25 protein-coding genes are annotated in these 25,332 nt (G+C 52.3%); 13 read left to right on the top strand and 12 right to left on the bottom strand.

Translation table 11 applies throughout. The annotated features are described in order from the left end of the window. Nucleotides 1-93 precede the first annotated feature (93 nt). From rlmKL to rmf, 6 genes are all read left to right on the top strand, one after another. Nucleotides 94-2,202: a bifunctional 23S rRNA (guanine(2069)-N(7))-methyltransferase RlmK/23S rRNA (guanine(2445)-N(2))-methyltransferase RlmL gene (rlmKL, locus tag OLG56_RS13815; RefSeq protein ID WP_001086485.1), complete on the top strand. Its 2,109-nt coding sequence runs from the start codon at nucleotides 94-96 to the stop codon at nucleotides 2,200-2,202. Nucleotides 2,203-2,214: 12 nt separating this feature from the next. After that, on the top strand, nucleotides 2,215-4,122 hold the full coding sequence (locus OLG56_RS13810; protein WP_061377405.1) for an ABC transporter ATP-binding protein: 1,908 nt from the start codon (nucleotides 2,215-2,217) through the stop codon (nucleotides 4,120-4,122). A gap of 14 nt (nucleotides 4,123-4,136) precedes the next feature. Then, nucleotides 4,137-5,390 (top strand): membrane integrity-associated transporter subunit PqiA, encoded by a 1,254-nt coding sequence (gene pqiA / locus OLG56_RS13805; protein ID WP_061377406.1) that lies wholly within the window; start codon nucleotides 4,137-4,139, stop codon nucleotides 5,388-5,390. Nucleotides 5,391-5,394: 4 nt separating this feature from the next. Beyond that, nucleotides 5,395-7,035 (top strand): intermembrane transport protein PqiB, encoded by a 1,641-nt coding sequence (gene pqiB, locus OLG56_RS13800; protein WP_000433412.1) that lies wholly within the window; start codon nucleotides 5,395-5,397, stop codon nucleotides 7,033-7,035. Then, nucleotides 7,032-7,595, top strand: coding sequence for a membrane integrity-associated transporter subunit PqiC (gene pqiC / locus OLG56_RS13795; protein ID WP_000759136.1), 564 nt, complete (start codon nucleotides 7,032-7,034; stop codon nucleotides 7,593-7,595). Before pqiB ends, pqiC begins: the two co-directional genes overlap by 4 nt. A gap of 255 nt (nucleotides 7,596-7,850) precedes the next feature. Then, nucleotides 7,851-8,018: a ribosome modulation factor gene (gene rmf, locus OLG56_RS13790; protein ID WP_001537784.1), complete on the top strand. Its 168-nt coding sequence runs from the start codon at nucleotides 7,851-7,853 to the stop codon at nucleotides 8,016-8,018. A gap of 99 nt (nucleotides 8,019-8,117) precedes the next feature. Here rmf and fabA read toward each other — a convergent pair whose 3' ends face one another. Next, nucleotides 8,118-8,636: a bifunctional 3-hydroxydecanoyl-ACP dehydratase/trans-2-decenoyl-ACP isomerase gene (gene fabA, locus OLG56_RS13785; protein ID WP_000227928.1), complete on the bottom strand. Its 519-nt coding sequence runs from the start codon at nucleotides 8,634-8,636 to the stop codon at nucleotides 8,118-8,120. A gap of 68 nt (nucleotides 8,637-8,704) precedes the next feature. After that, on the bottom strand, nucleotides 8,705-10,465 hold the full coding sequence (locus OLG56_RS13780) for an AAA family ATPase (protein WP_061377407.1): 1,761 nt from the start codon (nucleotides 10,463-10,465) through the stop codon (nucleotides 8,705-8,707). A 185-nt stretch (nucleotides 10,466-10,650) separates the two neighbouring features. On the opposite strand from OLG56_RS13780, the gene matP reads away from it, so the two are divergent. Then, nucleotides 10,651-11,103, top strand: a complete 453-nt coding sequence (gene matP / locus OLG56_RS13775) for a macrodomain Ter protein MatP (RefSeq protein WP_000877172.1) — start codon at nucleotides 10,651-10,653, stop codon at nucleotides 11,101-11,103. A gap of 71 nt (nucleotides 11,104-11,174) precedes the next feature. On the opposite strand, the gene ompA is transcribed toward matP, so the two are convergent. Continuing rightward, nucleotides 11,175-12,227: a porin OmpA gene (ompA, locus tag OLG56_RS13770; RefSeq protein WP_001562588.1), complete on the bottom strand. Its 1,053-nt coding sequence runs from the start codon at nucleotides 12,225-12,227 to the stop codon at nucleotides 11,175-11,177. Between the two features lie 356 nt (nucleotides 12,228-12,583). Then, nucleotides 12,584-13,093, bottom strand: coding sequence for an SOS-induced cell division inhibitor SulA (sulA, locus tag OLG56_RS13765; RefSeq protein ID WP_000288730.1), 510 nt, complete (start codon nucleotides 13,091-13,093; stop codon nucleotides 12,584-12,586). Between the two features lie 216 nt (nucleotides 13,094-13,309). Here sulA and OLG56_RS13760 point away from each other — a divergent pair, with 216 nt between their 5' ends. Next, nucleotides 13,310-13,915, top strand: coding sequence for a TfoX/Sxy family DNA transformation protein (locus OLG56_RS13760; RefSeq protein WP_001202375.1), 606 nt, complete (start codon nucleotides 13,310-13,312; stop codon nucleotides 13,913-13,915). Here OLG56_RS13760 and yccS read toward each other — a convergent pair. Together yccS and OLG56_RS13750 are read right to left on the bottom strand one after the other, a co-directional pair. Continuing rightward, nucleotides 13,902-16,055 (bottom strand): YccS family putative transporter, encoded by a 2,154-nt coding sequence (yccS, locus tag OLG56_RS13755; RefSeq protein ID WP_001726973.1) that lies wholly within the window; start codon nucleotides 16,053-16,055, stop codon nucleotides 13,902-13,904. The genes OLG56_RS13760 and yccS overlap by 14 nt on opposite strands. 18 nt (nucleotides 16,056-16,073) lie before the next feature. After that, complete coding sequence (locus OLG56_RS13750) at nucleotides 16,074-16,520, bottom strand: YccF domain-containing protein (protein WP_001261222.1); 447 nt, start codon at nucleotides 16,518-16,520, stop codon at nucleotides 16,074-16,076. A gap of 123 nt (nucleotides 16,521-16,643) precedes the next feature. Here OLG56_RS13750 and helD point away from each other — a divergent pair, with 123 nt between their 5' ends. Continuing rightward, a complete protein-coding gene (helD, locus tag OLG56_RS13745; RefSeq protein WP_023137047.1) occupies nucleotides 16,644-18,698 on the top strand; it encodes a DNA helicase IV in 2,055 nt (684 codons plus the stop codon). Nucleotides 18,699-18,733: 35 nt separating this feature from the next. On the opposite strand, the gene mgsA is transcribed toward helD, so the two are convergent. Next, nucleotides 18,734-19,192 carry a methylglyoxal synthase gene (gene mgsA, locus OLG56_RS13740; protein ID WP_000424187.1) on the bottom strand — a complete coding sequence of 153 codons (459 nt, stop codon included), beginning with the start codon at nucleotides 19,190-19,192 and terminating at the stop codon, nucleotides 18,734-18,736. Between the two features lie 94 nt (nucleotides 19,193-19,286). Continuing rightward, complete coding sequence (locus OLG56_RS13735) at nucleotides 19,287-19,949, bottom strand: DUF2057 family protein (protein WP_000847729.1); 663 nt, start codon at nucleotides 19,947-19,949, stop codon at nucleotides 19,287-19,289. Nucleotides 19,950-20,122: 173 nt separating this feature from the next. On the opposite strand from OLG56_RS13735, the gene OLG56_RS13730 reads away from it, so the two are divergent. Next, nucleotides 20,123-20,536, top strand: coding sequence for a CoA-binding protein (locus OLG56_RS13730; RefSeq protein WP_001537782.1), 414 nt, complete (start codon nucleotides 20,123-20,125; stop codon nucleotides 20,534-20,536). A gap of 44 nt (nucleotides 20,537-20,580) precedes the next feature. Here OLG56_RS13730 and hspQ read toward each other — a convergent pair whose 3' ends face one another. Together hspQ and rlmI are read right to left on the bottom strand one after the other, a co-directional pair. Then, nucleotides 20,581-20,898, bottom strand: a complete 318-nt coding sequence (gene hspQ / locus OLG56_RS13725; RefSeq protein WP_000561983.1) for a heat shock protein HspQ — start codon at nucleotides 20,896-20,898, stop codon at nucleotides 20,581-20,583. A gap of 57 nt (nucleotides 20,899-20,955) precedes the next feature. Further along, the gene (rlmI, locus tag OLG56_RS13720; protein ID WP_061377409.1) at nucleotides 20,956-22,167 is read right to left on the bottom strand and encodes a 23S rRNA (cytosine(1962)-C(5))-methyltransferase RlmI; all 1,212 of its coding nucleotides are present in this window, start codon (nucleotides 22,165-22,167) and stop codon (nucleotides 20,956-20,958) included. 214 nt (nucleotides 22,168-22,381) lie between these two features. On the opposite strand from rlmI, the gene OLG56_RS13715 reads away from it, so the two are divergent. The 3 genes from OLG56_RS13715 to yccX are packed head-to-tail and all read left to right on the top strand — an operon-like array spanning nucleotide 22,382 to nucleotide 24,065. Then, complete coding sequence (locus OLG56_RS13715) at nucleotides 22,382-22,930, top strand: YbhB/YbcL family Raf kinase inhibitor-like protein (protein ID WP_000859426.1); 549 nt, start codon at nucleotides 22,382-22,384, stop codon at nucleotides 22,928-22,930. A gap of 25 nt (nucleotides 22,931-22,955) precedes the next feature. Then, nucleotides 22,956-23,735 (top strand): helix-turn-helix transcriptional regulator, encoded by a 780-nt coding sequence (locus tag OLG56_RS13710; RefSeq protein ID WP_000548087.1) that lies wholly within the window; start codon nucleotides 22,956-22,958, stop codon nucleotides 23,733-23,735. A 48-nt stretch (nucleotides 23,736-23,783) separates the two neighbouring features. Further along, nucleotides 23,784-24,065, top strand: a complete 282-nt coding sequence (gene yccX / locus OLG56_RS13705) for an acylphosphatase (RefSeq protein WP_000072884.1) — start codon at nucleotides 23,784-23,786, stop codon at nucleotides 24,063-24,065. Here the strand turns inward: yccX and tusE are convergent. Together tusE and yccA are read right to left on the bottom strand one after the other, a co-directional pair. After that, nucleotides 24,062-24,391, bottom strand: a complete 330-nt coding sequence (tusE, locus tag OLG56_RS13700; RefSeq protein ID WP_000904446.1) for a sulfurtransferase TusE — start codon at nucleotides 24,389-24,391, stop codon at nucleotides 24,062-24,064. The two genes, yccX and tusE, sit on opposite strands and share 4 nt — an antisense overlap. An 86-nt stretch (nucleotides 24,392-24,477) precedes the next feature. Then, entirely contained in the window at nucleotides 24,478-25,137 is a 660-nt protein-coding gene (gene yccA, locus OLG56_RS13695; protein ID WP_000374046.1) for an FtsH protease modulator YccA, read from the bottom strand. Between the last annotated feature and the right edge of the window lie 195 nt (nucleotides 25,138-25,332).

The following is a 25,332-nucleotide window of genomic DNA, read 5'->3' as shown; positions in this document are numbered from 1 at the left end:
AGTCCCTCAAATGAAAATAAGCCTTCAACTTTATGACATGGGCGTGAGATTAGCTATAATGCGCAACAATTTTCTTAGCGTAAAAGTGACAATATGAATTCTCTGTTTGCCAGTACGGCCCGCGGGCTGGAAGAGCTGTTAAAAACTGAACTGGAAAAACTGGGCGCCGTAGGGTGTCAGGTTGTTCAGGGTGGGGTCCATTTTCAGGGCGACACGCGGCTTATTTACCAGAGCCTGATGTGGAGCCGCCTGGCCTCGCGTATTATCCTGCCGATGGGTGAGTGCAAGGTCTACAGCGATCTCGATCTTTACCTCGGCGTTCAGGCGATAAACTGGACAGAGATTTTTAATCCTGGCGCGACGTTTGCGGTGCATTTCAGCGGCCTGAACGACACCATCCGTAATAGTCAGTATGGCGCGATGAAAGTTAAAGACGCGATTGTCGATGCATTTACGCGGAAAAATCTTCCGCGTCCAAATGTGGACCGCGAATCACCGGACCTCCGTATTAACGTCTGGCTGAATAAAGAAACTGCCAGCATTGCGCTGGATCTCAGTGGTGATGGCCTGCACCTGCGCGGTTATCGCGATCGCACCGGGCTGGCGCCAATTAAAGAGACGCTGGCGGCAGCGATTGTTATGCGTTCCGGCTGGCAACCAGGAACGCCGCTGCTCGACCCTATGTGTGGTTCGGGGACACTGTTGATTGAGGCCGCGATGTGGGCGACCGATCGCGCGCCGGGACTGCACCGTGGTCACTGGGGATTTAGCGGCTGGGCGCAGCATGACGAGACTATCTGGCAGGAAGTGAAAGCCGAAGCGCAGACCCGGGCGCGTAAGGGGCTGGCGGAGTATTCCTCTCATTTCTACGGTTCCGACAGCGATGCGCGCGTCATTGAGCGGGCGCGCAGCAACGCCCGTCGCGCCGGTATCGGGGAGCTTATCACCTTTGAAGTGAAAGATGTGGCGCAACTGAGTAATCCATTGCCGAAAGGCCCGTATGGTACGGTGATCAGCAACCCGCCTTACGGCGAACGTCTGGACAGCGAACCGGCGCTGATTGCGTTGCACAGCCTGCTGGGCCGTACCATGAAAAATCAGTTTGGCGGCTGGAACCTGTCGCTGTTCAGCGCTTCGCCCGATTTGCTGGGCAGCCTGCAATTGCGTGCCGACAAACAGTTTAAAGCCAAGAATGGCCCGCTGGACTGTGTGCAGAAAAACTATCATATTGCGGAAACCACGGCGGACAGTAAACCGGCGACGGTGGCGGAAGATTACGCTAATCGCCTGCGTAAAAATCTTAAAAAGCTGGAGAAATGGGCGCGCCAGGAAGGGATTGAATGCTATCGCTTGTATGATGCCGACCTGCCGGAATATAACGTGGCGGTAGACCGTTACGGCGACTGGGCGGTGATTCAGGAATATGCGCCGCCGAAAACGGTGGATGCGCAAAAAGCGCGGCAACGTCTGTTCGATATTATTGCGGCAACCTTGTCAGTGCTCGGTATTCCGCCGAATAAACTGGTGTTAAAAACCCGTGAACGGCAAAAAGGAAAAAACCAGTATCAGAAAATGAGCGAGAAGGGCGAGTTCCTTGAGGTCAGCGAATATAATGCGCGCTTATGGGTAAATCTGACGGATTATCTCGACACCGGTCTGTTCCTCGATCACCGTATTGCCCGCAGAATGCTGGGAGAAATGAGCAAAGGCAAAGATTTCCTGAATCTCTTTTCTTATACCGGCAGCGCCAGCGTACATGCGGGTCTGGGCGGCGCGCGCAGCACCACAACGGTGGATATGTCCCGTACCTATCTGGAGTGGGCCGAACGTAATTTGCGTCTGAACGGACTGAGCGGCCGCGCGCATCGCCTGATTCAGGCCGACTGCCTGGGCTGGCTGCGCGAGGCGAATGAACAGTTCGATTTGATCTTTATCGATCCGCCGACGTTCTCTAACTCAAAACGTATGGAAGAGTCGTTTGATGTTCAGCGCGATCATGTCGCGTTAATGAAAGATTTAAAACGCCTGCTGCGTAAAGGCGGCACCATCATGTTCTCAAATAATAAGCGCGGATTCCGTATGGATCTGGAAGGGTTGGCTGAGCTGGGGCTTACCGCACAAGAAATTACGCAAAAAACGCTTTCCCCGGATTTTGCCCGTAACCGTCAGATTCATAACTGCTGGCTGATCCGCGCCGCCTGAAAGGAAAAGTAAATGTCATTAATCAGTATGCATGGCGCATGGCTGTCGTTCAGCGACGCGCCGCTTCTCGATAACGCAGAGTTGCATATCGAAGATAACGAACGCGTCTGTCTGGTGGGGCGTAACGGCGCCGGGAAATCCACCTTGATGAAGATTCTTAACCGCGAACAGGGTCTGGACGATGGGCGTATTATTTATGAGCAGGATCTGATCGTCGCGCGTCTGCAACAGGACCCGCCCCGTAATATTGCGGGCAGCGTCTATGACTTTGTCGCCGAAGGTATCGAAGAACAAGCGGAATACCTCAAGCGTTATCATGAGATTTCCCGTCTGGTGATGACCGATCCCAGCGAGAAAAACCTCAATGAAATGGCGCGCGTACAGGAACAGCTCGATCATCATAATCTGTGGCAGCTGGAAAACCGTATTAATGAAGTGCTGGCGCAGCTTGGACTCGATCCTAACGCCGCGCTGTCGTCGCTCTCCGGCGGCTGGCTGCGTAAAGCCGCGCTGGGTCGGGCGCTGGTCAGCAATCCGCGCGTATTGTTACTGGATGAACCGACTAACCATCTGGATATCGAAACTATCGACTGGCTGGAAGGGTTTCTGAAAACCTTTAACGGAACGATTATTTTTATCTCACACGATCGTTCGTTTATTCGCAATATGGCAACCCGCATTGTCGATCTCGATCGTGGCAAACTGGTCACCTATCCGGGAAATTACGATCAATACCTGCTGGAGAAAGAAGAAGCGCTGCGCGTAGAAGAATTACAAAACGCGGAATTTGATCGCAAACTGGCGCAGGAAGAAGTCTGGATTCGCCAGGGTATCAAGGCGCGCCGCACCCGTAATGAAGGGCGCGTGCGGGCGTTAAAAGCGATGCGTCGTGAACGCAGCGAGCGCCGGGAAGTGATGGGCACGGCGAAGATGCAGGTCGAAGAGGCGACGCGCTCCGGTAAAATCGTTTTTGAGATGGAGAATGTCGATTACCAGGTAGAAGGAAAACAACTGGTAAAAGATTTCTCCGCTCAGGTGCAGCGCGGCGACAAGATTGCGTTAATTGGCCCGAACGGCTGCGGTAAAACCACGCTACTGAAACTGATGCTGGGACAGCTTCAGGCTGACAGCGGGCGCATCCACGTAGGAACGAAGCTGGAAGTCGCCTACTTCGATCAGCATCGCGCCGAACTGGATCCGGAAAAAACCGTGATGGATAACCTTGCGGAAGGCAAGCAAGAGGTGATGGTAAACGGTAAGCCGCGCCATGTACTGGGCTATTTGCAGGACTTCCTGTTTCACCCCAAACGGGCGATGACGCCCGTTCGCGCGCTTTCCGGCGGCGAACGTAACCGTCTGCTGCTGGCGCGACTGTTCCTCAAGCCGAGCAATCTTTTAATTCTCGATGAACCAACGAACGATCTTGACGTCGAAACGCTGGAACTATTAGAAGAATTAATTGATGGCTATCAGGGCACGGTACTACTGGTCAGCCACGATCGGCAATTTGTCGATAATACCGTGACGGAATGCTGGATTTTCGAGGGCGGCGGCAAAATCGGACGTTATATCGGCGGCTACCATGATGCGCGTGCGCAGCAAGAGCAGCATCTGGCGACGAAACAGCCGATAGCGAAAAAAAATGAGGAAGTTATTGCCCCTAAAGCAGAAATTGTAAAACGTGGCAGTAGCAAACTAAGCTATAAACTGCAGCGCGAGCTGGAGCTGTTACCCGGTCAGCTTGAAGACCTGGAAGCGAAGCTGGAAGCGCTACAGGCGCAGGTTGCGGATGCGGCCTTTTTTAGCCAACCCCATGAGCAAACGCAAAAAGTTCTGGCCGATTTAAGTCAGGCGGAGCAAGAACTTGAGCAAGCCTTCGAACGTTGGGAGTATCTTGAAGGCCTGAAAAACGGGGCATAACGAAAGGAGCGCCTATGTGTGAACATCACCATGCTGCGAAGCACATATTGTGCCCGCAATGCGACATGCTGGTGGCTTTACCCCGCCTCTCGCATGGGCAAAAAGCAGCATGTCCACGATGCGGCGCAACGTTAACGACCGAGTGGGACGCGCCCCGGCAGCGTCCTACCGCCTATGCGTTAGCGGCACTATTTATGTTGCTGCTTTCTAACCTTTTTCCCTTCGTGAATATGAATGTCGCGGGCGTCACCAGCGAAGTCACGCTTCTGGAAATCCCCGGCGTCATGTTTTCTGAAGATTACGCCAGCCTCGGCACGTTCTTTTTATTATTTGTCCAACTGGTGCCGGCATTTTGCCTGGTGACCATTCTATTACTTGTCAACCGCGCCAATCTGCCGTTGTCGGTAAAAAAAACGCTGGCAAGGATCTTTTTCCTCCTCAAATCGTGGGGAATGGCGGAAATATTTCTCGCCGGGGTCTTGGTCAGTTTTGTTAAGCTGATGGCCTACGGCGATATCGGCATCGGCAGCAGTTTTATTCCCTGGTGCTTATTTTGTCTCGTTCAACTGCGGGCGTTCCAGTGTGTCGATCGCCGCTGGTTGTGGGATGATATCGCCCCGCAGCCTGCACTGACGCAACCGCTAACGCCGGGGATTACCGGTATCCGGCAGTCTTTGCGTTCTTGCGCCTGCTGCACGGCGATCCTGCCTGCGGAGAGTCTCGTCTGTCCGCGTTGCCATACGAAAGGCTATGTCCGGCGTAAAAACAGTTTGCAGTGGACGCTGGCGTTATTATTTACCTCGATCATGCTTTATCTGCCCGCCAATATTTTGCCGATTATGATTACCGACTTACTGGGCTCTAAAATGCCGTCGACCATTCTGGCTGGCGTGATTTTGCTGTGGAGCGAGGGGTCTTATCCGGTGGCGGCGGTTATCTTTCTCGCCAGTATTATGGTGCCGACGCTAAAAATGATCGCTATTGCCTGGCTTTGTTGGGATGCGAAAGGCCACGGTAAGCGCGACAGTGAACGGATGCATTTTATTTATGAAGTAGTGGAGTTTGTGGGACGCTGGTCAATGATTGATGTCTTTGTCATTGCCGTACTCTCTGCGCTGGTGCGCATGGGAGGGTTAATGAATATTTATCCTGCGATGGGTGCGTTGATGTTTGCTTTAGTCGTCATAATGACAATGTTTTCTGCGATGACCTTTGATCCGCGTCTGTCGTGGGATCGTGAATACGAACCAGGCCATGAGGAGTCCTGATAGCATGGAACCTAAAAAAGGGGAAGCCAAAGTACAAAAGGTGAAAAATTGGTCGCCTGTCTGGATATTCCCGATTGTTACTGCGCTTATCGGAGCCTGGATTCTGTTTTATCACTACAGCCACCAGGGACCGGAAGTTACCTTAATTACCACCAATGCGGAAGGTATTGAAGGCGGAAAAACGACGATCAAAAGTCGCAGCGTGGATGTCGGCGTGGTTGAAAGCGCGACGCTGACTGACGATCTGACCCATGTACAAATCAAAGCGCGGCTTCATTCCGGTATGGAAAAGTTGCTGCATAAAGACTCGGTATTTTGGGTCGTAAAACCGCAGGTGGGGCGTGAAGGCATCAGCGGGCTTGGGACGCTGCTATCAGGCGCGTATATTGAACTACAACCAGGAAGTAAGGGCAGTCAGCCGGAAAGCTATCAGCTTCTTGACTCACCGCCGTTGGCACCGCCCGATGCCAAAGGTATTCGTGTGATTCTGGACAGCAAAAAGGCCGGTCAGCTCAGTCCTGGCGATCCCGTTCTGTTCCGGGGCTATCGGGTAGGATCCGTTGAAACCAGCTCTTTCGATCCGCAAAAACGGACAATGAGTTATCAGTTGTTCATTAAGGCGCCAAACGATCGATTGGTTACCAGTAATGTCCGATTCTGGAAAGATAGCGGTATCGCTGTGGATCTGACATCGGCGGGAATGCGCGTGGAAATGGGATCGTTGACGACATTGTTTGGCGGCGGCGTGAGTTTTGATGTGCCGGAAGGACTTGAGCAGGGGCAACCTGTCGCCGAAAAAACGGCGTTTAATCTCTACGACGATCAAAAAAGTATTCAGGATTCGCTGTACACCGATCATATCGATTACCTGATGTTCTTTAAAGATTCGGTGCGCGGATTACAACCTGGCGCGCCGCTGGAGTTCCGCGGTATTCGTCTGGGGACGGTAAGCAAAGTGCCTTTCTTTGCGTCTAAAATGCGCCAGGTGTTTAACGACGATTACCGTATTCCTGTGCTGGTGCGCATTGAACCGGAGCGTCTGAAAGCGCAACTGGGAGAAAATGCGGATGTTGCCGCGCATTTGGCGGAGCTGCTTAAGCGCGGTCTGCGTGCATCGCTTAAAACCGGTAACCTGGTGACCGGGGCGCTGTATGTCGATCTGGACTTTTATCCTAAGGAACCGCCGATTACCGGGCTACGCGAATTTGATGGTTATGAAATTATTCCCACCGTCAGCAGCGGCCTGGCGCAAATTCAACAGCGACTGGTGGAAACGTTGGATAAGATCAACAACCTGCCGCTGAATCCGATGATTGAACAAGCGACCAATACGTTGTCTGAAAGCCAGCGTACTATGCGTCGGCTGCAAACCACGCTGGATAATATGAACAAGATTACCTCCAGTCAGTCGATGCAGCAGCTTCCGGCGGATATGCAAACGACGTTACGCGAACTTAACCGCAGTATGCAAGGCTTCCAGCCTGGATCGGCGGCGTATAACAAAATGGTGGCGGATATGCAGCGTCTTGATCAGGTGCTTCGTGAGTTACAACCGGTGTTGAAAACTCTGAACGAGAAGAGCAACGCGCTGGTATTTGAAGCGAAGGATAAAAAAGATCCTGAGCCTAAGAGGGCGAAACAATGAAAAAATGGCTAGTCGTGATAATGGCGTTCTGGCTGGCGTCATGTAGCTCCGGCGGAGAGAATAAAAGCTATTATCAGCTCCCGATAGCGCAAAGCGGTGTGCAAAGCACCGCAAGTCAGGGCAACCGTCTCTTATGGGTAGAGCAGGTTTCCGTACCTGACTATCTGGCAGGTAACGGCGTGGTGTATCAAACCAGTGATGTTCAGTATGTGATTGCCAATAACAATCTGTGGGCCAGCCCGCTGGATCAGCAATTGCGTAACACGCTGGTGGCGAATCTTAGCGCCCGGCTTCCTGGCTGGGTCGTCGCTTCCCAGCCGTTGGGAACCACCCAGGATACGTTAAACGTTACCGTAACCGGATTCCATGGACGTTACGATGGTAAGGTTATCGTCAGCGGGGAGTGGCTATTAAACCACAACGGACAACTGATTAAGCGGCCTTTCCATATCGAAGCCAGCCAGCAGAAAGATGGCTATGATGAGATGGTCAAAGTACTGGCAAGCGCATGGAGTCAGGAAGCAGCCGCTATCGCAGATGAGATAAAGCGCCTTCCCTGAGATAAAAGTAATGTAAATTTAACCGCTTCAGGTCGTACGCCTGAGGCGGTTTTTTTATTTTTGACGCCGGAAAAATAGTTGTTATGGCTCACATTTTTTGTACAAATGATTTACCGTATAGCTCACAAATATGACATTGGTGTGAATTTTGCGCATTGACGGGCGATCCATTTAGAGGTATTCGTGTAGTGTGATTGCACATTTTGTAATCACTGTTTTCTTTTCCACCAGATACAAATATGAGGGAAACGAGGCATGAAGAGACAAAAACGAGATCGCCTGGAACGGGCACATCAACGTGGATATCAGGCCGGCATCGCCGGACGATCAAAAGAAATGTGTCCCTATCAGACGCTGAATCAACGGTCATACTGGTTGGGAGGTTGGCGACAAGCCATGGAGGACAGGGCGGTAATGGCCTGATTCTGTCTCTTTAGAAAAAGAAACCTCCGCAGTGCGGAGGTTTCGCCTTTATTGGCTTTGCAAGCATGATACCGATAGCGCGGAATATTAATTCAACACTTAGAACGCGGAAGTATCCTGGAACAAACCGACTTTCAAATCGTGTGCGGTATAGATCAGACGACCATCCACCAGAACCTCACCGTCCGCCAGACCCATGATCAGGCGACGGTTTACGATACGTTTGAAATGAATGCGATAGGTGACTTTCCTGGCTGTTGGCAGAACCTGGCCGGTAAATTTCACTTCGCCCACGCCCAGAGCGCGGCCTTTGCCTTCGCCGCCCAACCAGCCCAGGTAGAATCCCACCAATTGCCACATAGCATCCAGACCCAGACAACCGGGCATCACCGGATCGCCGATAAAGTGGCATCCGAAGAACCATAGATCCGGATTGATATCCAGCTCGGCTTCGACATAGCCTTTGTCGAAATTGCCGCCCGTTTCGGTCATCTTAACGACGCGGTCCATCATCAGCATGTTCGGCGCAGGGAGTTGCGGCCCTTTAGCGCCAAACAGTTCACCACGACCAGAGGCAAGAAGGTCTTCTTTTGTATAGGATTCGCGTTTATCTACCATGTTTTATGTAAACCTTATTTTATTGAAGCACGCAGGATAGCTAACACGTGTACGCTGAACAAGTCCGATCAGTTCGGAATAAAAGCGTTCAGCCAACGTAATGGCCACGGGAAACGATGACGGCCTTCCTGTTGCGTCGCCTGCGCGATACGCTCCTGGATAGTCTGCATCAACGTCGTTTGACCTTCGCCATCCCACACCAGATTTAACAGTAGCGGTAAGGCGTCGGTCACGTCGTCTACCGCCCAGATAGTGAACTTCTCTTCTTTAACCGCTTGCAGCAGTTCAGATTTAAGACTGAGATGGCGGACATTGGCGGCAGGGATAATCACGCCCTGTTTACCGTTTAATTCCCGCTGCTCGCAGATGGCGAAGAAACCTTCAATTTTTTCGTTTAGCCCGCCCACCGGTTGCGCGCGACCAAACTGATCGACCGAGCCGGTAATCGCAATGTTTTGATTCACTGGCACATTGGCCAGCGCGCTGATGAGCGCACATAATTCCGCCATTGAGGCGCTATCGCCATCCACTTCGCTGTAGGACTGCTCAAAGGTTAACGAGGCAGAGAAGGGAATTTGTTGCTCCAGCTGCAACTCCGACATCAGGAAGGCCTGCATAATCATCATTCCCTTAGCGTGGATATTTCCGCCAAGTTCGGCCTTGCGCTCAATATCGTTAAATTCGCCATCGCCGATATGCACAACACAGCTAATTCGCGACGGTTCGCCAACGGCGCGCGGATGCCCGGGAAACTCAATGACGGAAAGCGCATTGATTTGTCCAACGCGTTCGCCTTCGGTTTCAATCAGGATCTGCTCTTGCAGAATCTCATCCTGCATCCGCTCCGCCAGAAAGCCTTCTCGCCATTCGCGTCGGGCAAGCATCAGGCTGAGCGCTTCTGCGCCGCAGGTATCGCCTTCGCATAAAGGCGACGCCTCCTTAAACTGGCGGGCTATCCACAGTGGGCAAAGAGGCAGCGTATCCTGTTCGCCGGTATAGCGCACAGCCTCGCGTATCAGGACGGGCCAGGCGTCCGGTGCCGGAGGGGGCAAATTATCGCGTAAAGCGATACGCGTCACCCATTGACACCACAGGGTCATAGCTTCTGCGTCCGCTATCTGTAAATTGTCTTCAAATTCACTGTAGATAGCCTGTTCCGCGAGCTCCGGTTCCATTTCCTGAAAATCAGCCAGTGATTCACGTTCGCCAACCAGAATCACCTTCAGTTTGAGCGGCATTGATGGCACGGAGACCGGTAATGGACGCGACTCGTCAAAGGCCACCCAGTCAAAACGCTCGCGGCTAACGATGGCTTTCAGACGCATCCACAGTAACGGCTGCGCCAGAAGGGTTCGTAAGGAAATAATCAGCACGCCGCCGTTCGCCTGATGAACCAGTCCCGGCTGCAGGATAATGTCGCCGTTATACTGCCGCAGGCAACCAAAGAGCTGTTCGGCTTCGACCCAGTCCGCGCTGACGACTTGTGTGATGGTGGCAAAGTTGTCTTGCGCATTCTGCGCGGCGCGGTAATGAACAGTATGCCCGGAAACGTCATAATGTCCGCCGGTTAATTGTCCGGCATCGGTTTGCAGAGCGCGGACGGCATCTGAAAGTAAAGTGAGATACTCTTGCTCTTCAGGCGCTTTAGTCAGCATAAAAGAGGATGAGGTCCACGGCTGAATAAGTTGCTCAAGCGCAAATTGCAGTCGTGGCTGAGTATCACTGAGTAAGGTGTCGTTTTCGTCAGTCGCGTGTGGCTGTGCAAATATCTCCTGATAGCTTTCGCTATCCGGAACCAGATCACGCCATGCAAGTTTCGTAATGGTCAAAGTTGAGGTTTTTTAGTCTGTTGTAAAAGGGGGGATTATAGCCTAACCCGTCACGCTGCACACGCGGAAAGCGAATGCAAAGTAATATGAAGACGTGTAACCATTCACAGGTTCGAGATTCTTTTCTTCAGATGGCTAAAAAACTGATATTCTGATAACAGTTACACGGTAACATTGGGATCACAATGAAATATCAACAACTTGAAAATCTTGAAAGCGGTTGGAAATGGAAATATCTGGTGAAAAAGCACCGCGAAGGGGAGTTGATCACCCGCTACGTGGAAGCCAGTGCTGCCCAGGAAGCCGTCAATTTGTTGTTGGCCCTCGAAAATGAACCGGTGCGGGTAAATGTCTGGATAGACAGGCATATGAATCCTGCCTTGCTTAATCGGATGAAACAAACCATTCGGGCAAGACGCAAACGACACTTCAATGCGGAACATCAGCATACGCGCAAAAAATCTATCGATTTAGAGTTTATGGTCTGGCAGCGTCTGGCGGGCCTTGCGCAGCGACGCGGTAAAACATTATCCGAAACGATAGTGCAACTGATAGAAGACGCGGAGCATAAAGAGAAATATGCCACGCAAATGACCACGTTAAAGCAGGATTTACAGGCGTTATTAGGCAAGAAGTAACGCTGAAAGGCGTTGTCATCCAGACCAGAGCAAAAAACCCCGCGACGCGGGGTTTTTTATCAGACGGAAACTTAAGCCTGCGGCTGAGTTACCACGTCTTTAACGCCTTTAACTTCGATCTCTACGCGACGATCCGGAGCCAGGCAATCGATCAGGGCAGCGCGAGGTTTCACGTTGTCACAGGTGTTGCCGGTAACCGGGTTAGATTCGCCCATACCACGTGCGGAGATTTTGTCAGACGGAATACCTTTGGAGATCAGGTAATCAACAACAGACTGAGCACGTTTCTCGGACAGACCCTGGTTGTAAGCGTCAGAACCGATACGGTCAGTGAAGCCAAGAACGACGACGGAACCGTCTTTCGGATCCAGGTTGCTCAGCTGGCTGTACAGCTGATCCAGAGCCTGCTGGCCTTCTGGTTTCAGAGTTGCTTTGTTGAAGTTGAACAGTACGTCAGACTTCAGAGTGAAGTGCTTGGTCTGTACTTCCGGAGCCGGAGCCGGTGCCGGAGCTACTACCGGAGCAGCTTCTTGCTGGCCGAAACGGTAGGAAACACCTACGCTCAGCAGGCCGTTGTCCGGACGGGTGCCGATGGTGTTGGCATCACCGATGTTGTTAGTCCACTGGTATTCCAGACGGGTTGCGATTTCAGGGGTGATGGCATACTCGATACCGCCCGCGAATACCGGGGAAACGCCGGTGTCGTGGTCTTTAGTAGACGCGCCGCCAGGGACGTTAGACTTGGTGTCTGCACGCCATACCATACCACCCAGACGGGTATAAACGTCCAGATCGTCAGTGATTGGATAACCCAGTTTAGCGGTCAACTGGACGCCCTGAGCTTTATAAGCGCCATTGATGTTGTCGCCTTTGTACGGCATACGGCCTAACCAGTCGTAGCCCATTTCAAAGCCAACGTACGGGTTAACCTGGTAACCACCAAAAGCACCTGCGCCCAGTTGGTTTTCATGAGTCGGGCCATCATTGTTAATGAAGCCGGTGTCATGGTACTGAGACCAGCCCAGTTTAGCACCAGCGTACCAGGTGTTATCTTTCGGAGCGGCCTGCGCTACGGTAGCGAAACCAGCCAGTGCCACTGCAATCGCGATAGCTGTCTTTTTCATTTTTTGCGCCTCGTTATCATCCAAAATACGCCATGAATATCTCCAACGAGATAACACGGTTAAATCCTTCACCGGGGGATCTGCTCAATAGTTACTCTACCGATATCTACGGCTTATGCTGAGCACCCCTGGCGATGTAAAGTCTACAACGTAGTTGGAAACTTACAAGTGTGAACTCCGTCAGACATGTGAAAAAAACATGCTGGATATACACATCATTTAACAGTTTCAGATGATAAATCGTACAGCAAAAATTGCGGAAACCGCTTCTGGCAAGCTTTCTCGCAAAAAAAACGTTACCACTCAAAGGAGATGCGTTCGCGTAAAAAAAAGTCCAGGATAAATCCTAATTTTACTTAATGATACAAATTAGAGTGAATTTTTAGCCCGGAATGCTGTCTCCTGGGTAAAGCGTGCGCACGTACAGGGCGCATGATAAACCCTACCGCATTACCTACCTTCGCTGCTTCAACCAGGCTGGCATGTTCTTCTTCTGTCAGTTCTTCAGTCAACCAACCAATTACCACGCTGTAATTTCCTGTACGCAAAGCGCGGATCATCGACTCCAGCGTATGACGAGGCGCAAGCTGGCTAATTTGCATCACTTTCGTTAATGGCAAACCTGAAGACTGTACCCATTCACGGCTGAGCTTTTGCTGCGGCGTGAGCCAGAGCTGCCAGCGTGATTGTTGGCCTAACTGACGGAGTAAAGGCAAAAGCAGGAGTTGCGCCATCATGGGCTGGTCTTCGTGGTAGACAACTTCACTGACCAGTCCTGCCGCGGCATTTTCCGTAGCGGTGCGCGCAGCGTTGTGGGTAGTGGTAGGAAATGACGAAGAACGATTTGCATAACCTGAAGTGTACATAATCAATCCAGCCCTGTGAGTTACTGTATATTCATACAGTACCCCTGTGGCGATGAAAGATCAACTCTATTTTCGGAAACTGTCTCGCAATTTTTATTCTTAGTGGCGTCAAAAATAAAAATCATCTTGCTCGCGGAGTATAAGTTGCCTATTTTCGTCATTAACGGATCCGTTACTGCAAATCATTCTTTTACTTTATGATTTAAAAGGAATTTTATGAGAGCACTCTCTTATGACAGGATCTATAAATCGCAAGAATATTTGGCCTCTTTGGGGACGATCCAGTATCGATCTTTATTCGGTAGCTATAGTCTGACCGTGGAGGATACCGTCTTTGCGATGGTGGCTAATGGTGAGCTTTATCTCCGCGCCTGTGAAGAAAGCGTACCCTACTGTGTGAAGCATCCTCCCGCCTGGCTCATGTTTATGAAATGTGGACGTCCCGTTATGCTCAACTATTACCGGGTGGATGAAAGCCTGTGGCGCGATCAGCAGCAGCTGGTACGTTTATCGAAGTATTCTCTTGACGCGGCAATGAAGGAAAAACACAGCCGTATTTTACAGCACAGACTCAAAGATCTCCCCAATATGACCTTCCATCTGGAAACATTGCTCAATGAGTCAGGGATAAAGGACGAAAATATGTTACGCATACTGGGCGCGAAAATGTGCTGGCTAAGGTTGCGACAAAGCAATCCCTTGCTGACGGTGAAAGTTTTGTATGCCCTGGAAGGCGCAATTGTCGGCGTACATGAAGCGGCGCTCCCGGCGAGTCGTCGCCAGGAGCTTGCCGACTGGGCTCATTCGCTTACGGCTGGGTAATTAATGTAGAAGTCGGCGGTGAAATTTGCCGTTGCAAGCGTCCAATCTCGGGCAGTAAGGCAATGAGCAAACCAATTTGTTGAACAACCAGAGGTTCTTTGCTGTCCGGACGTGTTTCCAGCGACTGAACTCGCTGCTTTAAACCCTCCAGCGCCTGGTGTACGCGCTGTTCGTCTTCAGGTTGATGATGAAGCGCATCATCAACGTAGCAGACCGCGTCATCCAGAAGCCCCAACACGTCCGGATTACTGAGCTTTTCGCGGTGCGCGCCGAGGGCGGAGATATAGCTGGTAAAAGTGTGATTGAGGCAAAGCAGCCTGAACGCCGCCTCCCGGGTTTCGGCCGTGACGTCGGGTTCGCTCGACATATTAGAAACCACGGATGCCAGTTCTGCATCGCGGTTGTGCGCGTCGCGTCTGGCAATGCGATAGGCCAGGCGGTTATCCCGTCCCTGGTGATATTGCTCAAGGATCGCATCAAGGTAGCGGCAATTAGCATCGGTGGCGCGCTGGAGTACCCGGGGAAGGTTGCGAAAGCGCCAGTCCGGCCAAATAAAGCTGACCGCAGCCCAGGCGATAGCGCAGCCAATTAACGTGTCGACGACGCGCGGTAACGCTACCTCGAAGCCTTCGCCCAGGAGGTTAAAGCAGAGTAATACCAGCAGGGTGATGAACATCGTCGCATGGGCATACTGCACATTACGGAATGCGAAGAAAAGCACGCCGGTAATCACCAGCAGAACTAACTGTCCTTCAAGCGAAGGGACAAACCATAAAATCGGCAGGCCGATCGCAACGCCTACCAACGTACCGATAATCCTGAGCGCAAGGCGATGGCGGGTCGCGTTATAGTTAGGCTGACAAACGAACAGGCTGGTGAGCAATATCCAGTACCCGTGGCGCATCCCGGTAATTTGGATGAGAGCATAACCGATGCACAATACCAGCGACATGCGTACCGCATGGCGAAAGAGAGCGGACTCCGGGGTAAAATTACGGCTCAGACGCAGCCAGATGTCGCTAAACCCGTGCAGGCTATCATCAGCCAACTGGTTTTCTGACTCATTGCGCGGCATTGCCTGGGCCTGCTCCGACTCGATCGTCGCCAGTTGCGCATCAATAGCGCGTAGGTTGGTTAATAAGAACCCAAGCGTATTTAACAGCTCTAACGAAGCGCCGCTGGCGCGCATACGTTCAAGCGCGGCGTCAATGTGGGTAAAGACGCGTTCAAAACGCGGATCATGCTGGTACGGCGTACGCAGTAAGATACAGCGCGCCAGCTGCGTACAGGCCTGCGCCTGCATCGACATCAGACGTTGAAAGCGGAACATGACGTCGCTATGGCGAAAATAATCGCGCAGCGTCTGGTATTGAATATGCGAAGAACTGGCGCGTTCATGAATATCCTGCGCCACAAAATAGTAATGGAGGGTGCGGCGCGTACCGCGTTGACCGCGATCGCCGCGCAGTCGAGTCAACAACGACACTTTCGTTTGGTTCAGCGTCGCCATTAACTGCCCGTTCGCTAACGCTAAATCATAGAGCGGCGCCTGGCTTTCATCTTCAATATCAGGATCAAACAGACGTGATTTCAGTTCCAGATAGTGCGCCAACTGTTCGTAACTGCGTGCCAGATTATCCTGCAACGGGCGGATCGGAAATAGCAGATGCCCGGTTAGCGTCAGTAGGTTATACCATACTGCGCCTGCCAGCAGGAGCAGTGGTTGCTGATACCAGTGCGCATATAAAGAGGTACCCAGCATCGTATAGATGGCAATGAGTAACGCGCCGAACGCGATGGTGGCATAGCGTTGCCCTAGTCCTCCCAACAGAATAAACCCGCTGGTGGATAACGTTAAGCCCAACGCAAATAGCCACGGCCAGGGAAAGAGCAGCTCAACAGAAGCCGACGCGATAAAAAAGCAAATTAAGGTAATGATTAAATTACGCAAGCGTCCGGCAAGGCGGTCGTCGAGATCGGTTAGCGCCGCGGCAACCATACCGAGCGTGAGCGGGATGGTCAGTTTGACGTCGCCCAGCCACCAGGGCAGGGCGGTGGTGCCGCACAGAGCGATAAAAATGCGGATGTAATACAGCCAGGTACTGTTCCAGGTATAACGGCGAATCAACGGACTTAACATAAAGGCTATTTGTCCCGATCATTCAAAACGGCGGCGCGCGTTAGCTTCTCGCGCGGCGCGAGCGGTTTCTACAGAGACGACGCGGCGACCGACAGGCCAAAGCGCAATCGCGGCAATTTTAAAGTTCGCAATACCGACAGGTATCCCGATGATAGTGACACACTGCGCGATACCGGAGGCAATGTGCATCAGGCATAGCCACCAGCCGAAAAAAAGTAACCAGAAAATATTCAGCAAGGTACCGCCAGTATTCATTAATACGCTTTTCGCCGCCGGATTAAGTTCGTCAACGTGAATGGCTTCATTACCGTAAGGGAACAGGGACAGTTTGGTTATCTCCCAGCAGGAGCGGGTCAACGGCAGGGTAAAAATAAGCACAATACTGACCAGCGTCGCCAGCAGCCAGGCCAGCGTAGTGGCAAAGCCGCCCAGTACAAAGTTTAAAATATTCAGAACGGTACGCATAAACCCTCAGTTCATTCCGGTTTTCTATCACTGCGGGCAATTGTAACGTTTTTTTAGACTGGAGCACGTTTTCTCCGGCGGTTACACTGATAAGCACATCTTTACGTCTGGATTCGCTGAGTCATGGAACTGAAAGCAACTTCTCTTGGAAAACGTCTGGCGCAACACCCGTATGATCGTGCCGTGATCCTCAACGCTGGGGTGAAAGTGTCTGGCGACAGGCATGAATATCTTATTCCATTCAATCAGTTATTGGCGATTCACTGTAAGCGTGGGCTGGTATGGGGCGAGCTGGAGTTTGTCCTGCCGGAGGATAAAGTCGTGCGTTTGCACGGTACCGAGTGGTCGGAAACCCAGCAATTCCATCGCTATCTGGACGCGCACTGGCGTCGCTGGAGCCAGGAGATGAGTGATGTCGCCGCGCAGGCATTACAAGAGCAATGGGCGCGTATTAGTGAGCGAACGGGCGAAAACCAATGGCTTACCCGTGAACGCGTTCGGGGGCTGGAACACGAAATTCGCCAGACGTTTGCCGCCTTGCCGCTACCGGTCTCACGTCTGGAGGAGTTTGCTCACTGTCGCGAGATATGGCGTAAGTGTCTGGGCTGGTTACAGGATAGCGAGGGAAGTCGGCAGCAGCATAATCAGGCGTATGCTGATGCCATGCTGGAAGCGCATGCCGACTTTTTTACGCAGATAGAATCCTCTCCGCTTAATCCTTCCCAGGCCAGGGCGGTGGTTAACGGCGAATCATCGTTACTGGTACTGGCGGGCGCGGGAAGCGGCAAGACCTCGGTGCTGGTGGCGCGCGCGGGTTGGCTGTTGGCGCGCGGACAAGCCGATGCGGGGCAAATTCTTTTACTGGCGTTTGGTCGCAAGGCGGCAGAGGAGATGGATGAGCGTATCCGCGAGCGCTTACATACGGAAGAGATTACTGCCCGTACGTTCCATTCGCTGGCGCTGTATATTATTCAGCAAGGCAGTAAAAAAGCGCCGGTTGTCAGTAAGCTGGAAAGTGACGCCACCGCGCGGCATCAGCTATTTCTGCACACCTGGCGTCAGCAGTGTAGCGAGAAAAAAGCGCAGGCCAAAGGCTGGCGTCAGTGGCTGGAAGAGGAGATGCAGTGGGTAGTGCCGGAAGGTAATTTCTGGGACGATGAGACATTACAGCGGCGTCTGGCCCCTCGCCTGGATCGTTGGGTCAGTTTGATGCGTATGCACGGCGGCGCGCAGGCAGAAATGATCGCTGGCGCGCCAGAGGAGTGCCGCGAGCTGTTTGGCAAACGCATTAAGCTGATGGCGCCGCTGCTAAAGGCCTGGAAAAGCGCGTTGAAAGCGGAAAATGCCGTTGATTTCTCCGGGCTGATCCATCAGGCAATGGTGATCCTCGAAAAAGGGCGTTTTATCAGCCCGTGGAAGCATATTCTGGTCGATGAATTTCAGGATATTTCCCCGCAACGGGCGGCGCTGTTAGAGGCGCTGCGCAAGCAGAATAGCCAGACTACGCTGTTTGCCGTTGGCGATGACTGGCAGGCGATTTACCGTTTTAGCGGGGCGCAGCTCTCCTTAACGACGGCGTTTCATCAGACGTTCGGCGAGGGCGAGCATTGCCACCTGGACACCACGTACCGTTTTAACAGTCGGATTGGCGATATTGCCAATCGCTTTGTACAGCAGAATCCGCACCAGCTTAAAAAACCGTTAAATAGTCTGACCCCAGGCGATAAAAAAGCGGTGACGTTATTGGATGAAAGCCAGTTGGACGCGTTACTGGATAAATTATCCGGCTATGCGAAGGAAGATGAACGTATCCTGGTGCTGGCGCGCTATCATCATCTGAAACCCGCGAGTCTACAAAAAGCGGCGACTCGCTGGCCGAAGTTACAGATAGACTTCATGACTATCCATGCCAGCAAAGGCCAACAGGCCGATTACGTGATTCTTGTCGGATTGCAGGAGGGTAACGACGGTTTCCCCGCCCCGGCGCGAGAATCCATTATGGAAAGTGCGCTTCTTCCTCAGGTTGAGGATTTTCCGGACGCTGAAGAGCGGCGTTTGTTATATGTGGCGTTGACGCGCGCGCGTGCGCGGGTCTGGCTGCTTTTCAATAAAGATAATCCCTCGCGCTTTGTGGAGGCGCTTAAACAGCTGGATGTGCCAGTGGCGAGGAAGGCCTAAAGCGCGGGCGGTACAGCATCCCGCCCGCGTAGCGGTTATTTCAGGCGCTCGGCCAGATAACGCGCATAATCCGGAATAAGAATATCTACAGCGTCATTAAAATGCGGGGACTGGATGATAAAGTCCGCCGTTGAGACGTTAGTGGCGACAGGGATATTCCATACGGTGGCCAGACGCAGTAGCGCTTTGACATCGGGGTCGTGCGGTACCGCGTTAAGCGGGTCCCAGAAGAAAATCAACACGTCGATTTTCCCTTCTGAAATGAGTGCGCCAACCTGCTGGTCGCCGCCCATCGGGCCGCTCAGCATCGCATTAACGTCCATACCGGTTGCGCGCTGGATCAGATTCCCCGTGGTGCCGGTTGCATAAAGAACGTGTTTTTCCAGCAACGGCTGATGGCGTTCCACCCAGTTCATTAACATCTGTTTGCAGTGGTCGTGAGCAACCAACGCGATATGTTTGCGCGTCGGCAAGGTGCGAGTCGTCAGTTCCATAATTCGATTCCGTAGTTAACCTGTCTACAGATTACTGGAAGCGCTTGATGCTGCAAGAGAAAGACAAAAAAATTGCGCGCTGGGACAACTCTCATCAAGAGGGCGGCTGTTTTTCCGCCCATTGCAGAAAATGATGGCGTGTCTGCGGGTCGGCCAGTCGGAACCAATATTTCAGCCGCTGTTCTGTCAGAGTTTGTGATTGCGGCGGTACGGTATCAAGCTCTGAGACGTCGGAAAGTAATGTGCTGTCGTCTGCCATCATCGTGGCGAACTGAGGAAGCGAGGCGCGTTTCGCCGATTTATTATAACGCTCGGTCTCTATTTCATAATCGACCACTTTAGCCGTAGAAGTAATGGCCAGAATATCGAGTTTTACCGGAATGGGCATGGCGTCGCCGTCCAAAAGCGCCAGACGCGGCGCCGCGTTAAAATGCGAGGCTTCGCGCTCGTTTTCCAGCCGTGGGAGCTGGAAATTGACCTGATTTATCAGTTGGGTATCGAAACTTATCACCAGCGGCGGAGAAATATAAAGCCGCTCTTCATTACCGGGCAGGCGGATGGTTTTTTCCACCCGGAAAACGAGTTGATGCGGCCCGTTTTCCAGTTCGATGCTCTCTGCGCCGCGTAATAAAGAGCTGGACACCTTTTTGCCGTCCAGCACCAGCAGATCAACCTCATTCGACAGACGGAGCGTTGTGGCAAAAACAGTCACCGGCAAACAGAGAGCAAGGAAGGTGGTTAGCGCGCCGGTTTTCATAAGGTTCTCCTGTCCAAAGGCCGTCTGGCTAATAATGTATCGAAATTTTTCTTAGATCATGTTTACTAACATATAGACATATTTTGGCGTTTTGCTCTCATACATCGGTATGGGATGAATGGTTGCTATGTCAGGTTTGTCGTACACTTTGCAAAACAGCCAGGAGAAAGATGATGAAAGAGACCGATATTGCTGATGTATTGACGTCCACTCGCACTATCGCGCTGGTAGGTGCGAGCGATAAACCCGATCGTCCAAGTTATCGGGTAATGAAATACCTGCTTGAGCAGGGTTACCATGTGATTCCGGTTGCGCCAAAAGTCGCGGGTAAGACATTGCTGGGGCAACAGGGGTATGCCACGCTGGCGGACATTCCAGAAAAAGTCGATATGGTGGATGTTTTTCGCAACTCTGAAGCTGCATGGGGCGTTGCGCAGGAAGCTATCGCTATCGGCGCAAAAACGCTGTGGCTACAGCTTGGCGTGATCAACGAACAGGCGGCGGTACTGGCGCGGGATGCAGGCATGACCGTGGTGATGGATCGCTGCCCGGCGATTGAGATCCCTCGCCTGGGGCTGGCGAAATAAAAGTTTAAATGGCCGGATATCGCTCTCCGGCCTTTTACATACAATCAGTTACGTAGTCGCGGCGCCTGAAGCTGCTTGCGAATGGTACGCGCCAGTTCATCCATCGATGGCTGTTCTGGATGCTCGTCCCGCATTTCGCTTCGCAACTGGGCCTCGGCCAGATAAGTATGCACTGGCTGACCATCATCATCTTCCATTACCACGTGGTACCACGGAGCGGCGCGAAGTTCGTCGTTAACCGCCAGTTCATCAGGCGACGGCTCATCAAGCGAATATTCCGGGTCGATATCGACGACCACTCCGAGGTAACCTAACAGGGAATGGCGGACCTGTTGGCCGATACCGAATTTGCTGGCTATCATAGTCACCTCCCGGGAAATAGATACCCTTTATATGAGGATACTATTCCACTTTTCAAGTTACATGACGCGACAGGCAAACCCTTTCAGATACAGCCCTTCCGGGTAGGTGGCGATCACCGGGTGATCGGCGGCCTGACGGAACTGCTCTATAAATTGTACATCACGACCGGCATCTATTGCGGCATCGGCAATGATTTTCTGAAATAAATCGTTGGTCATCAGTCCGGAGCAAGAGAAAGTCAGCAGTATGCCGCCCGGATTGAGCAGTTGAATCGCTAACATGTTAATGTCTTTATAGCCCCGGCAGGCACCCATTAACTGGCTTTTATTTTCGACGAATTTGGGCGGATCCATGATGATGACGTCGAATTTTTCGCCGTGTTCACGGTAAGCGCGCAGCAACTTAAACACGTCATCGCGCACGAATTCGGCTTTGCTCAAATCCAGTTGGTTCAGTTCAACGTTTTGCCTGGCGATATCCAGCGCATCCTGTGAGGTATCCACGCTGACAACCTGGCGACAACCGCCCATTAATGCCGACACGGCAAAACCGCCGGTATAAGAGAAGCAGTTCAGTACCCGCTGATTTTCCACGTAGCGGCGCGTCGCCAGACGACTGTCGCGCTGATCAAGATAATAACCGGTTTTGTGGCCGCCCTGGATATCGACCAGCAATTTCATACCGTGTTCTTCAATTGGCAGAAGCGCAGGCGGCAGTTCGCCAGTGACCGGGCCTTGCGTCAGCGCCATCCCTTCTTTTTTCCGCACGGCGACGTCGCTGCGATCGTAAATAGCGCAATCCGGATAGCATGTTTGCAGAGCGCTAATTAATGCGGCGCGTTGATATTCGGCCCCGGCACTGAGCAGTTGCAGCACCAAAAAATGACCAAAACGATCGATAGTGACGCCAGGCAGGCCATCGGATTCACCGGCGATCAGACGATAGCTATCCAGGCCGTCTTTTTTCGCCAGCCAGTCGCGCCACTGCTGCGCCTGGCGCAGGCGGCGGGTGAAAAACGCAATATCAATGGATTCTGCTTTATCAAATGTCCAGACGCGCGCGCGGATCTGGGATGCTGGCGACCAGGCGCCGCGTGCTAACCACTTTCCCTGATGGTCGACGATATCGATAGTTTCACCGAGGTTGGCTTTGCCTTCCAGACGGGAGACGGCGCCGGAAAAGACCCATGGGTGGCGGCGGAGTAAAGATTTTTCTCGCCCTTTGCTGAGGACTAAACGGGGATATTGCGGAAATGTAGATTCAGTCATGCGGAGTAACCTCTCACAAACAGTGACGCGAGCCGGATGATAGCTCCAGCCAGGGACCGTGAAAACGAAATGGCGCGTAGGGTAGCACAGATGAGAGAGGCAATCACCAGCGTATGGCGGTGAGCGTTTCTGCACAAAATAGAATCGTAAAGGCACAGTTTCTTCAGCGGGCGCTTTTTATAGTGTTATTTCTTTATATGAAGAAGGAAATACAATGAAAACAGTCTTCTCTTTGACCGCAGCCGCAATGATGGCATTGAGTGGCAGCGTATCTGCCGCATCGGCGTTTAGCCTCAGTAGCGCGGATATTCCGGCGGATTTTCGTTTAACGCAACAGCACGTCTTTAAAGGATTTGGTTGTAGCGGAGAAAATATTTCGCCGCAGCTGAGCTGGCGTAATCCGCCTGCCGGAACCAAAAGCTACGCTATTACCGTCTTCGATCCTGATGCGCCCACCGGAAGCGGCTGGTGGCACTGGACGATGGTGAATATTCCTGCGCAGATTCACGACCTGCCGACGGGGGCTGATAAAAAAACGTTACCCGCTGGAGTGGTGCAGGGACGTAATGATTTCGGTTATGCTGGCTTTGGCGGCGCCTGTCCGCCGCCGGGCGATAAGCCTCATCGCTATCAGTTTACTGTGTGGGCGCTGAATACGGCAACACTGCCGCTCGACAGTGAGTCGAGTGGCGCGTTGGTAGGATTTATGCTTAACGCGCATGTGATTGCGAAAGCAAAATTCACGGCCACATACGGAAGATAAAACAGAGGACGGCACGGTGCAGGAGATGCATATTCGACATCAGGATCTTACGACGGCAGAGGTGCGTTCCAGTCATCTGCACCGTTTGCATCGTGTTACGCTTTTTTCCGCCGCTATTTGCCATATTACGCAGGGCAGTAAAGTCATCATTCAGGATGATAGCCGCCTTGTCGCCGGGCCGGGTGAGTTGATTATTATCCCGGCGAACACGCCGCTGGAGATTATTAATCAGCCTGCGCAGAGCGGTTTTCGCTCCGACCTGTTGTTACTTTCACCGGAGATTATTGCTCGCTTTAAAACGATGTACGTTCAGGATTATCCACCGGCAAACCTGACATCGCTGTGTACCCCGATGAGCCGTAGCCTGACATTTATGTGGGAGAACGTGTTGGATGCTGTGCGCCAGGGTTTACCCGTTGGGCTACAGGAACATCAGGCGATGGGGTTACTGTTAGCGCTTTTACATGATGGCGCGGCGGGACCGCTGCTTATTGAACGGCGTTACACCCTCACGGAGCAGGTGCGGCAACTGATTATGCTCTCACCTGCTAAGCTATGGACAGCCCAGGAGATAGCCCGCCGCCTTGCTATGGGAACATCGACGCTGCGTCGACGTTTGCAGCGCGAATCGCAGAGTTATCGACAAATTGTTGAAGAGGTGCGCATGTCCTGCGCGCTTTCTCAACTGCAATCGACGACGCTGCCGATCGGCGAAATAGCGCTACGGTGCGGCTACCTGTCGGGGTCGAGATTTACGGCCAGATTCCGCCAACATTATGGGTGTCTGCCCAGTCAGGTACGTTAAGTATGTCCTGTATGAGCCTCCACCACTGATTATGAAAGGAGAACCATCATGTCGAACGTCTGCATTATCGCCTGGGTTTATGGTCGCGTTCAGGGAGTCGGGTTTCGCTATACCACGCAGCATGAGGCGCAGCGGCTGGGGTTAACCGGCTATGCGAAGAATATGGATGACGGAAGCGTAGAAGTGGTGGCCTGTGGCGACGCAGCGCAGGTGGAAAAACTCATCAAGTGGCTGAAAGAGGGCGGGCCGCGCTCTGCTCGTGTGGACAAAATCCTCACTGAACCGCACAGCCCTCGCGAGACGCTAACAGGCTTTAGTATTCGGTATTAAATACATTTTACCGGCTTGGGCAGACCGGCGATTTTGGTCGCTTGCTTTGCCGGGCCTTTCGGGAACAGACGATACAGATAGCGGCTGTTGCCTTTTTCTTCGCCGAACTTATTCGCCATCGCCTTTACCAGCATTCGGATGGCGGGAGAGGTATTAAACTCCAGGTAAAATTCGCGCACGAAGCGCACGACTTCCCAGTGTTCCGCAGAGAGCTCAATGCCTTCATTGGCGGCGATAGCGACTGCCAGCGCTTCACTCCACTGCGTCGTCTCTTTCAGATAGCCTTCGCTATCAGTACTGATTTCTTTACCTTCAAAGATCAACATAACGTTTCACTGCGTAATCAACACGGACGGCAGTGTAGCAAAAAATAAAGCCCTGCATAAGCAGGGCTGGAAGAGGGGAATGTCGATTAGTCGCGGCTGGCGAAGCCCAGAATGCTGAGCAGGCTGACAAAGATGTTGTACAGCGAAACGTACAGGCTGACGGTCGCACGAATATAGTTGGTTTCACCGCCGTGAATGATGTTACTGGTTTCATACAGGATAGCGCCCGAGGAAATCAGGATAAACACCGCGCTAATCGCCAGGTGCAATGCAGGCAGTTGCAGGAAAATATTCGCCACCATACCAATCAGCACGACGACGATCCCGGCCATTAACATACCGCCCAGGAAAGACATATCCTTACGGGTGGTCAGAACGTAAGCGGAGCAGCAGAAAAATACTAACGCGGTACCACCCAGCGCCAGGCCAATGACATCGCCCATGCCTGCTGACAGATAGGCGTTAAGAATGGGGCCCAGGATATAGCCGAGGAAGCCGGTAAACGCAAAAGCAGACAGGATACCGACCGGCTTATTGGCGGTTTTATAGGTCAGGAACATCAGCCCATACATACCGACCAGCGTCAGAATCAGGCCGGGGGAGGGCAGCATCAGTACCGTACTGGCTGTCGCGGTAATTGCGGAGAAAGCCAGCGTCAGGCTCAACAGAAAATAGGTGTTGCGCAGTACTTTGTGCGTACTCAGTAGCGAGCTACGATCACGCGATGATGTAATGATACGATCCATTAGTCACTCTCTTATGACAGATGTAATTAATAAAGGAGAATAATAAAAACAGTCACTGTCACCCAGTGGTTTTACCCATCTTTACGCATTCGTTTACGTTTAGTTTCCTTAAGAGATTTCAGGTGATTACAGTCGTTAAAACGGTCTTCTCATGCCTGGCGCTACGCCATAAAACAGGCGGCAGCGCCAACCACG

Source organism: Salmonella sp. 2018103 (genome assembly GCF_026247685.1).
In the GTDB taxonomy this organism is placed as follows: Bacteria; Pseudomonadota; Gammaproteobacteria; order Enterobacterales; family Enterobacteriaceae; genus Salmonella; species Salmonella enterica.
The sequence above is the reverse complement of the archived record's forward strand: the minus strand, read 5'-3'. Positions and strand labels throughout refer to the sequence as shown.

Excerpts from the sequence above, each read along its gene's own strand:
- rlmKL (WP_001086485.1), top strand. The coding sequence starts at position 94 with ATGAATTCTCTGTTTGCCAGTACGGCCCGCGGGCTGGAAGAGCTGTTA.
- OLG56_RS13810 (WP_061377405.1), top strand. The coding sequence starts at position 2,215 with ATGTCATTAATCAGTATGCATGGCGCATGGCTGTCGTTCAGCGACGCG.
- pqiA (WP_061377406.1), top strand. The coding sequence starts at position 4,137 with ATGTGTGAACATCACCATGCTGCGAAGCACATATTGTGCCCGCAATGC.
- pqiB (WP_000433412.1), top strand. The coding sequence starts at position 5,395 with ATGGAACCTAAAAAAGGGGAAGCCAAAGTACAAAAGGTGAAAAATTGG.
- pqiC (WP_000759136.1), top strand. The coding sequence starts at position 7,032 with ATGAAAAAATGGCTAGTCGTGATAATGGCGTTCTGGCTGGCGTCATGT.
- rmf (WP_001537784.1), top strand. The coding sequence starts at position 7,851 with ATGAAGAGACAAAAACGAGATCGCCTGGAACGGGCACATCAACGTGGA.
- fabA (WP_000227928.1), bottom strand. The coding sequence starts at position 8,636 with ATGGTAGATAAACGCGAATCCTATACAAAAGAAGACCTTCTTGCCTCT.
- matP (WP_000877172.1), top strand. The coding sequence starts at position 10,651 with ATGAAATATCAACAACTTGAAAATCTTGAAAGCGGTTGGAAATGGAAA.
- ompA (WP_001562588.1), bottom strand. The coding sequence starts at position 12,227 with ATGAAAAAGACAGCTATCGCGATTGCAGTGGCACTGGCTGGTTTCGCT.
- sulA (WP_000288730.1), bottom strand. The coding sequence starts at position 13,093 with ATGTACACTTCAGGTTATGCAAATCGTTCTTCGTCATTTCCTACCACT.
- OLG56_RS13760 (WP_001202375.1), top strand. The coding sequence starts at position 13,310 with ATGAGAGCACTCTCTTATGACAGGATCTATAAATCGCAAGAATATTTG.
- yccS (WP_001726973.1), bottom strand. The coding sequence starts at position 16,055 with ATGTTAAGTCCGTTGATTCGCCGTTATACCTGGAACAGTACCTGGCTG.
- OLG56_RS13750 (WP_001261222.1), bottom strand. The coding sequence starts at position 16,520 with ATGCGTACCGTTCTGAATATTTTAAACTTTGTACTGGGCGGCTTTGCC.
- helD (WP_023137047.1), top strand. The coding sequence starts at position 16,644 with ATGGAACTGAAAGCAACTTCTCTTGGAAAACGTCTGGCGCAACACCCG.
- mgsA (WP_000424187.1), bottom strand. The coding sequence starts at position 19,192 with ATGGAACTGACGACTCGCACCTTGCCGACGCGCAAACATATCGCGTTG.
- OLG56_RS13735 (WP_000847729.1), bottom strand. The coding sequence starts at position 19,949 with ATGAAAACCGGCGCGCTAACCACCTTCCTTGCTCTCTGTTTGCCGGTG.
- OLG56_RS13730 (WP_001537782.1), top strand. The coding sequence starts at position 20,123 with ATGAAAGAGACCGATATTGCTGATGTATTGACGTCCACTCGCACTATC.
- hspQ (WP_000561983.1), bottom strand. The coding sequence starts at position 20,898 with ATGATAGCCAGCAAATTCGGTATCGGCCAACAGGTCCGCCATTCCCTG.
- rlmI (WP_061377409.1), bottom strand. The coding sequence starts at position 22,167 with ATGACTGAATCTACATTTCCGCAATATCCCCGTTTAGTCCTCAGCAAA.
- OLG56_RS13715 (WP_000859426.1), top strand. The coding sequence starts at position 22,382 with ATGAAAACAGTCTTCTCTTTGACCGCAGCCGCAATGATGGCATTGAGT.
- OLG56_RS13710 (WP_000548087.1), top strand. The coding sequence starts at position 22,956 with ATGCATATTCGACATCAGGATCTTACGACGGCAGAGGTGCGTTCCAGT.
- yccX (WP_000072884.1), top strand. The coding sequence starts at position 23,784 with ATGTCGAACGTCTGCATTATCGCCTGGGTTTATGGTCGCGTTCAGGGA.
- tusE (WP_000904446.1), bottom strand. The coding sequence starts at position 24,391 with ATGTTGATCTTTGAAGGTAAAGAAATCAGTACTGATAGCGAAGGCTAT.
- yccA (WP_000374046.1), bottom strand. The coding sequence starts at position 25,137 with ATGGATCGTATCATTACATCATCGCGTGATCGTAGCTCGCTACTGAGT.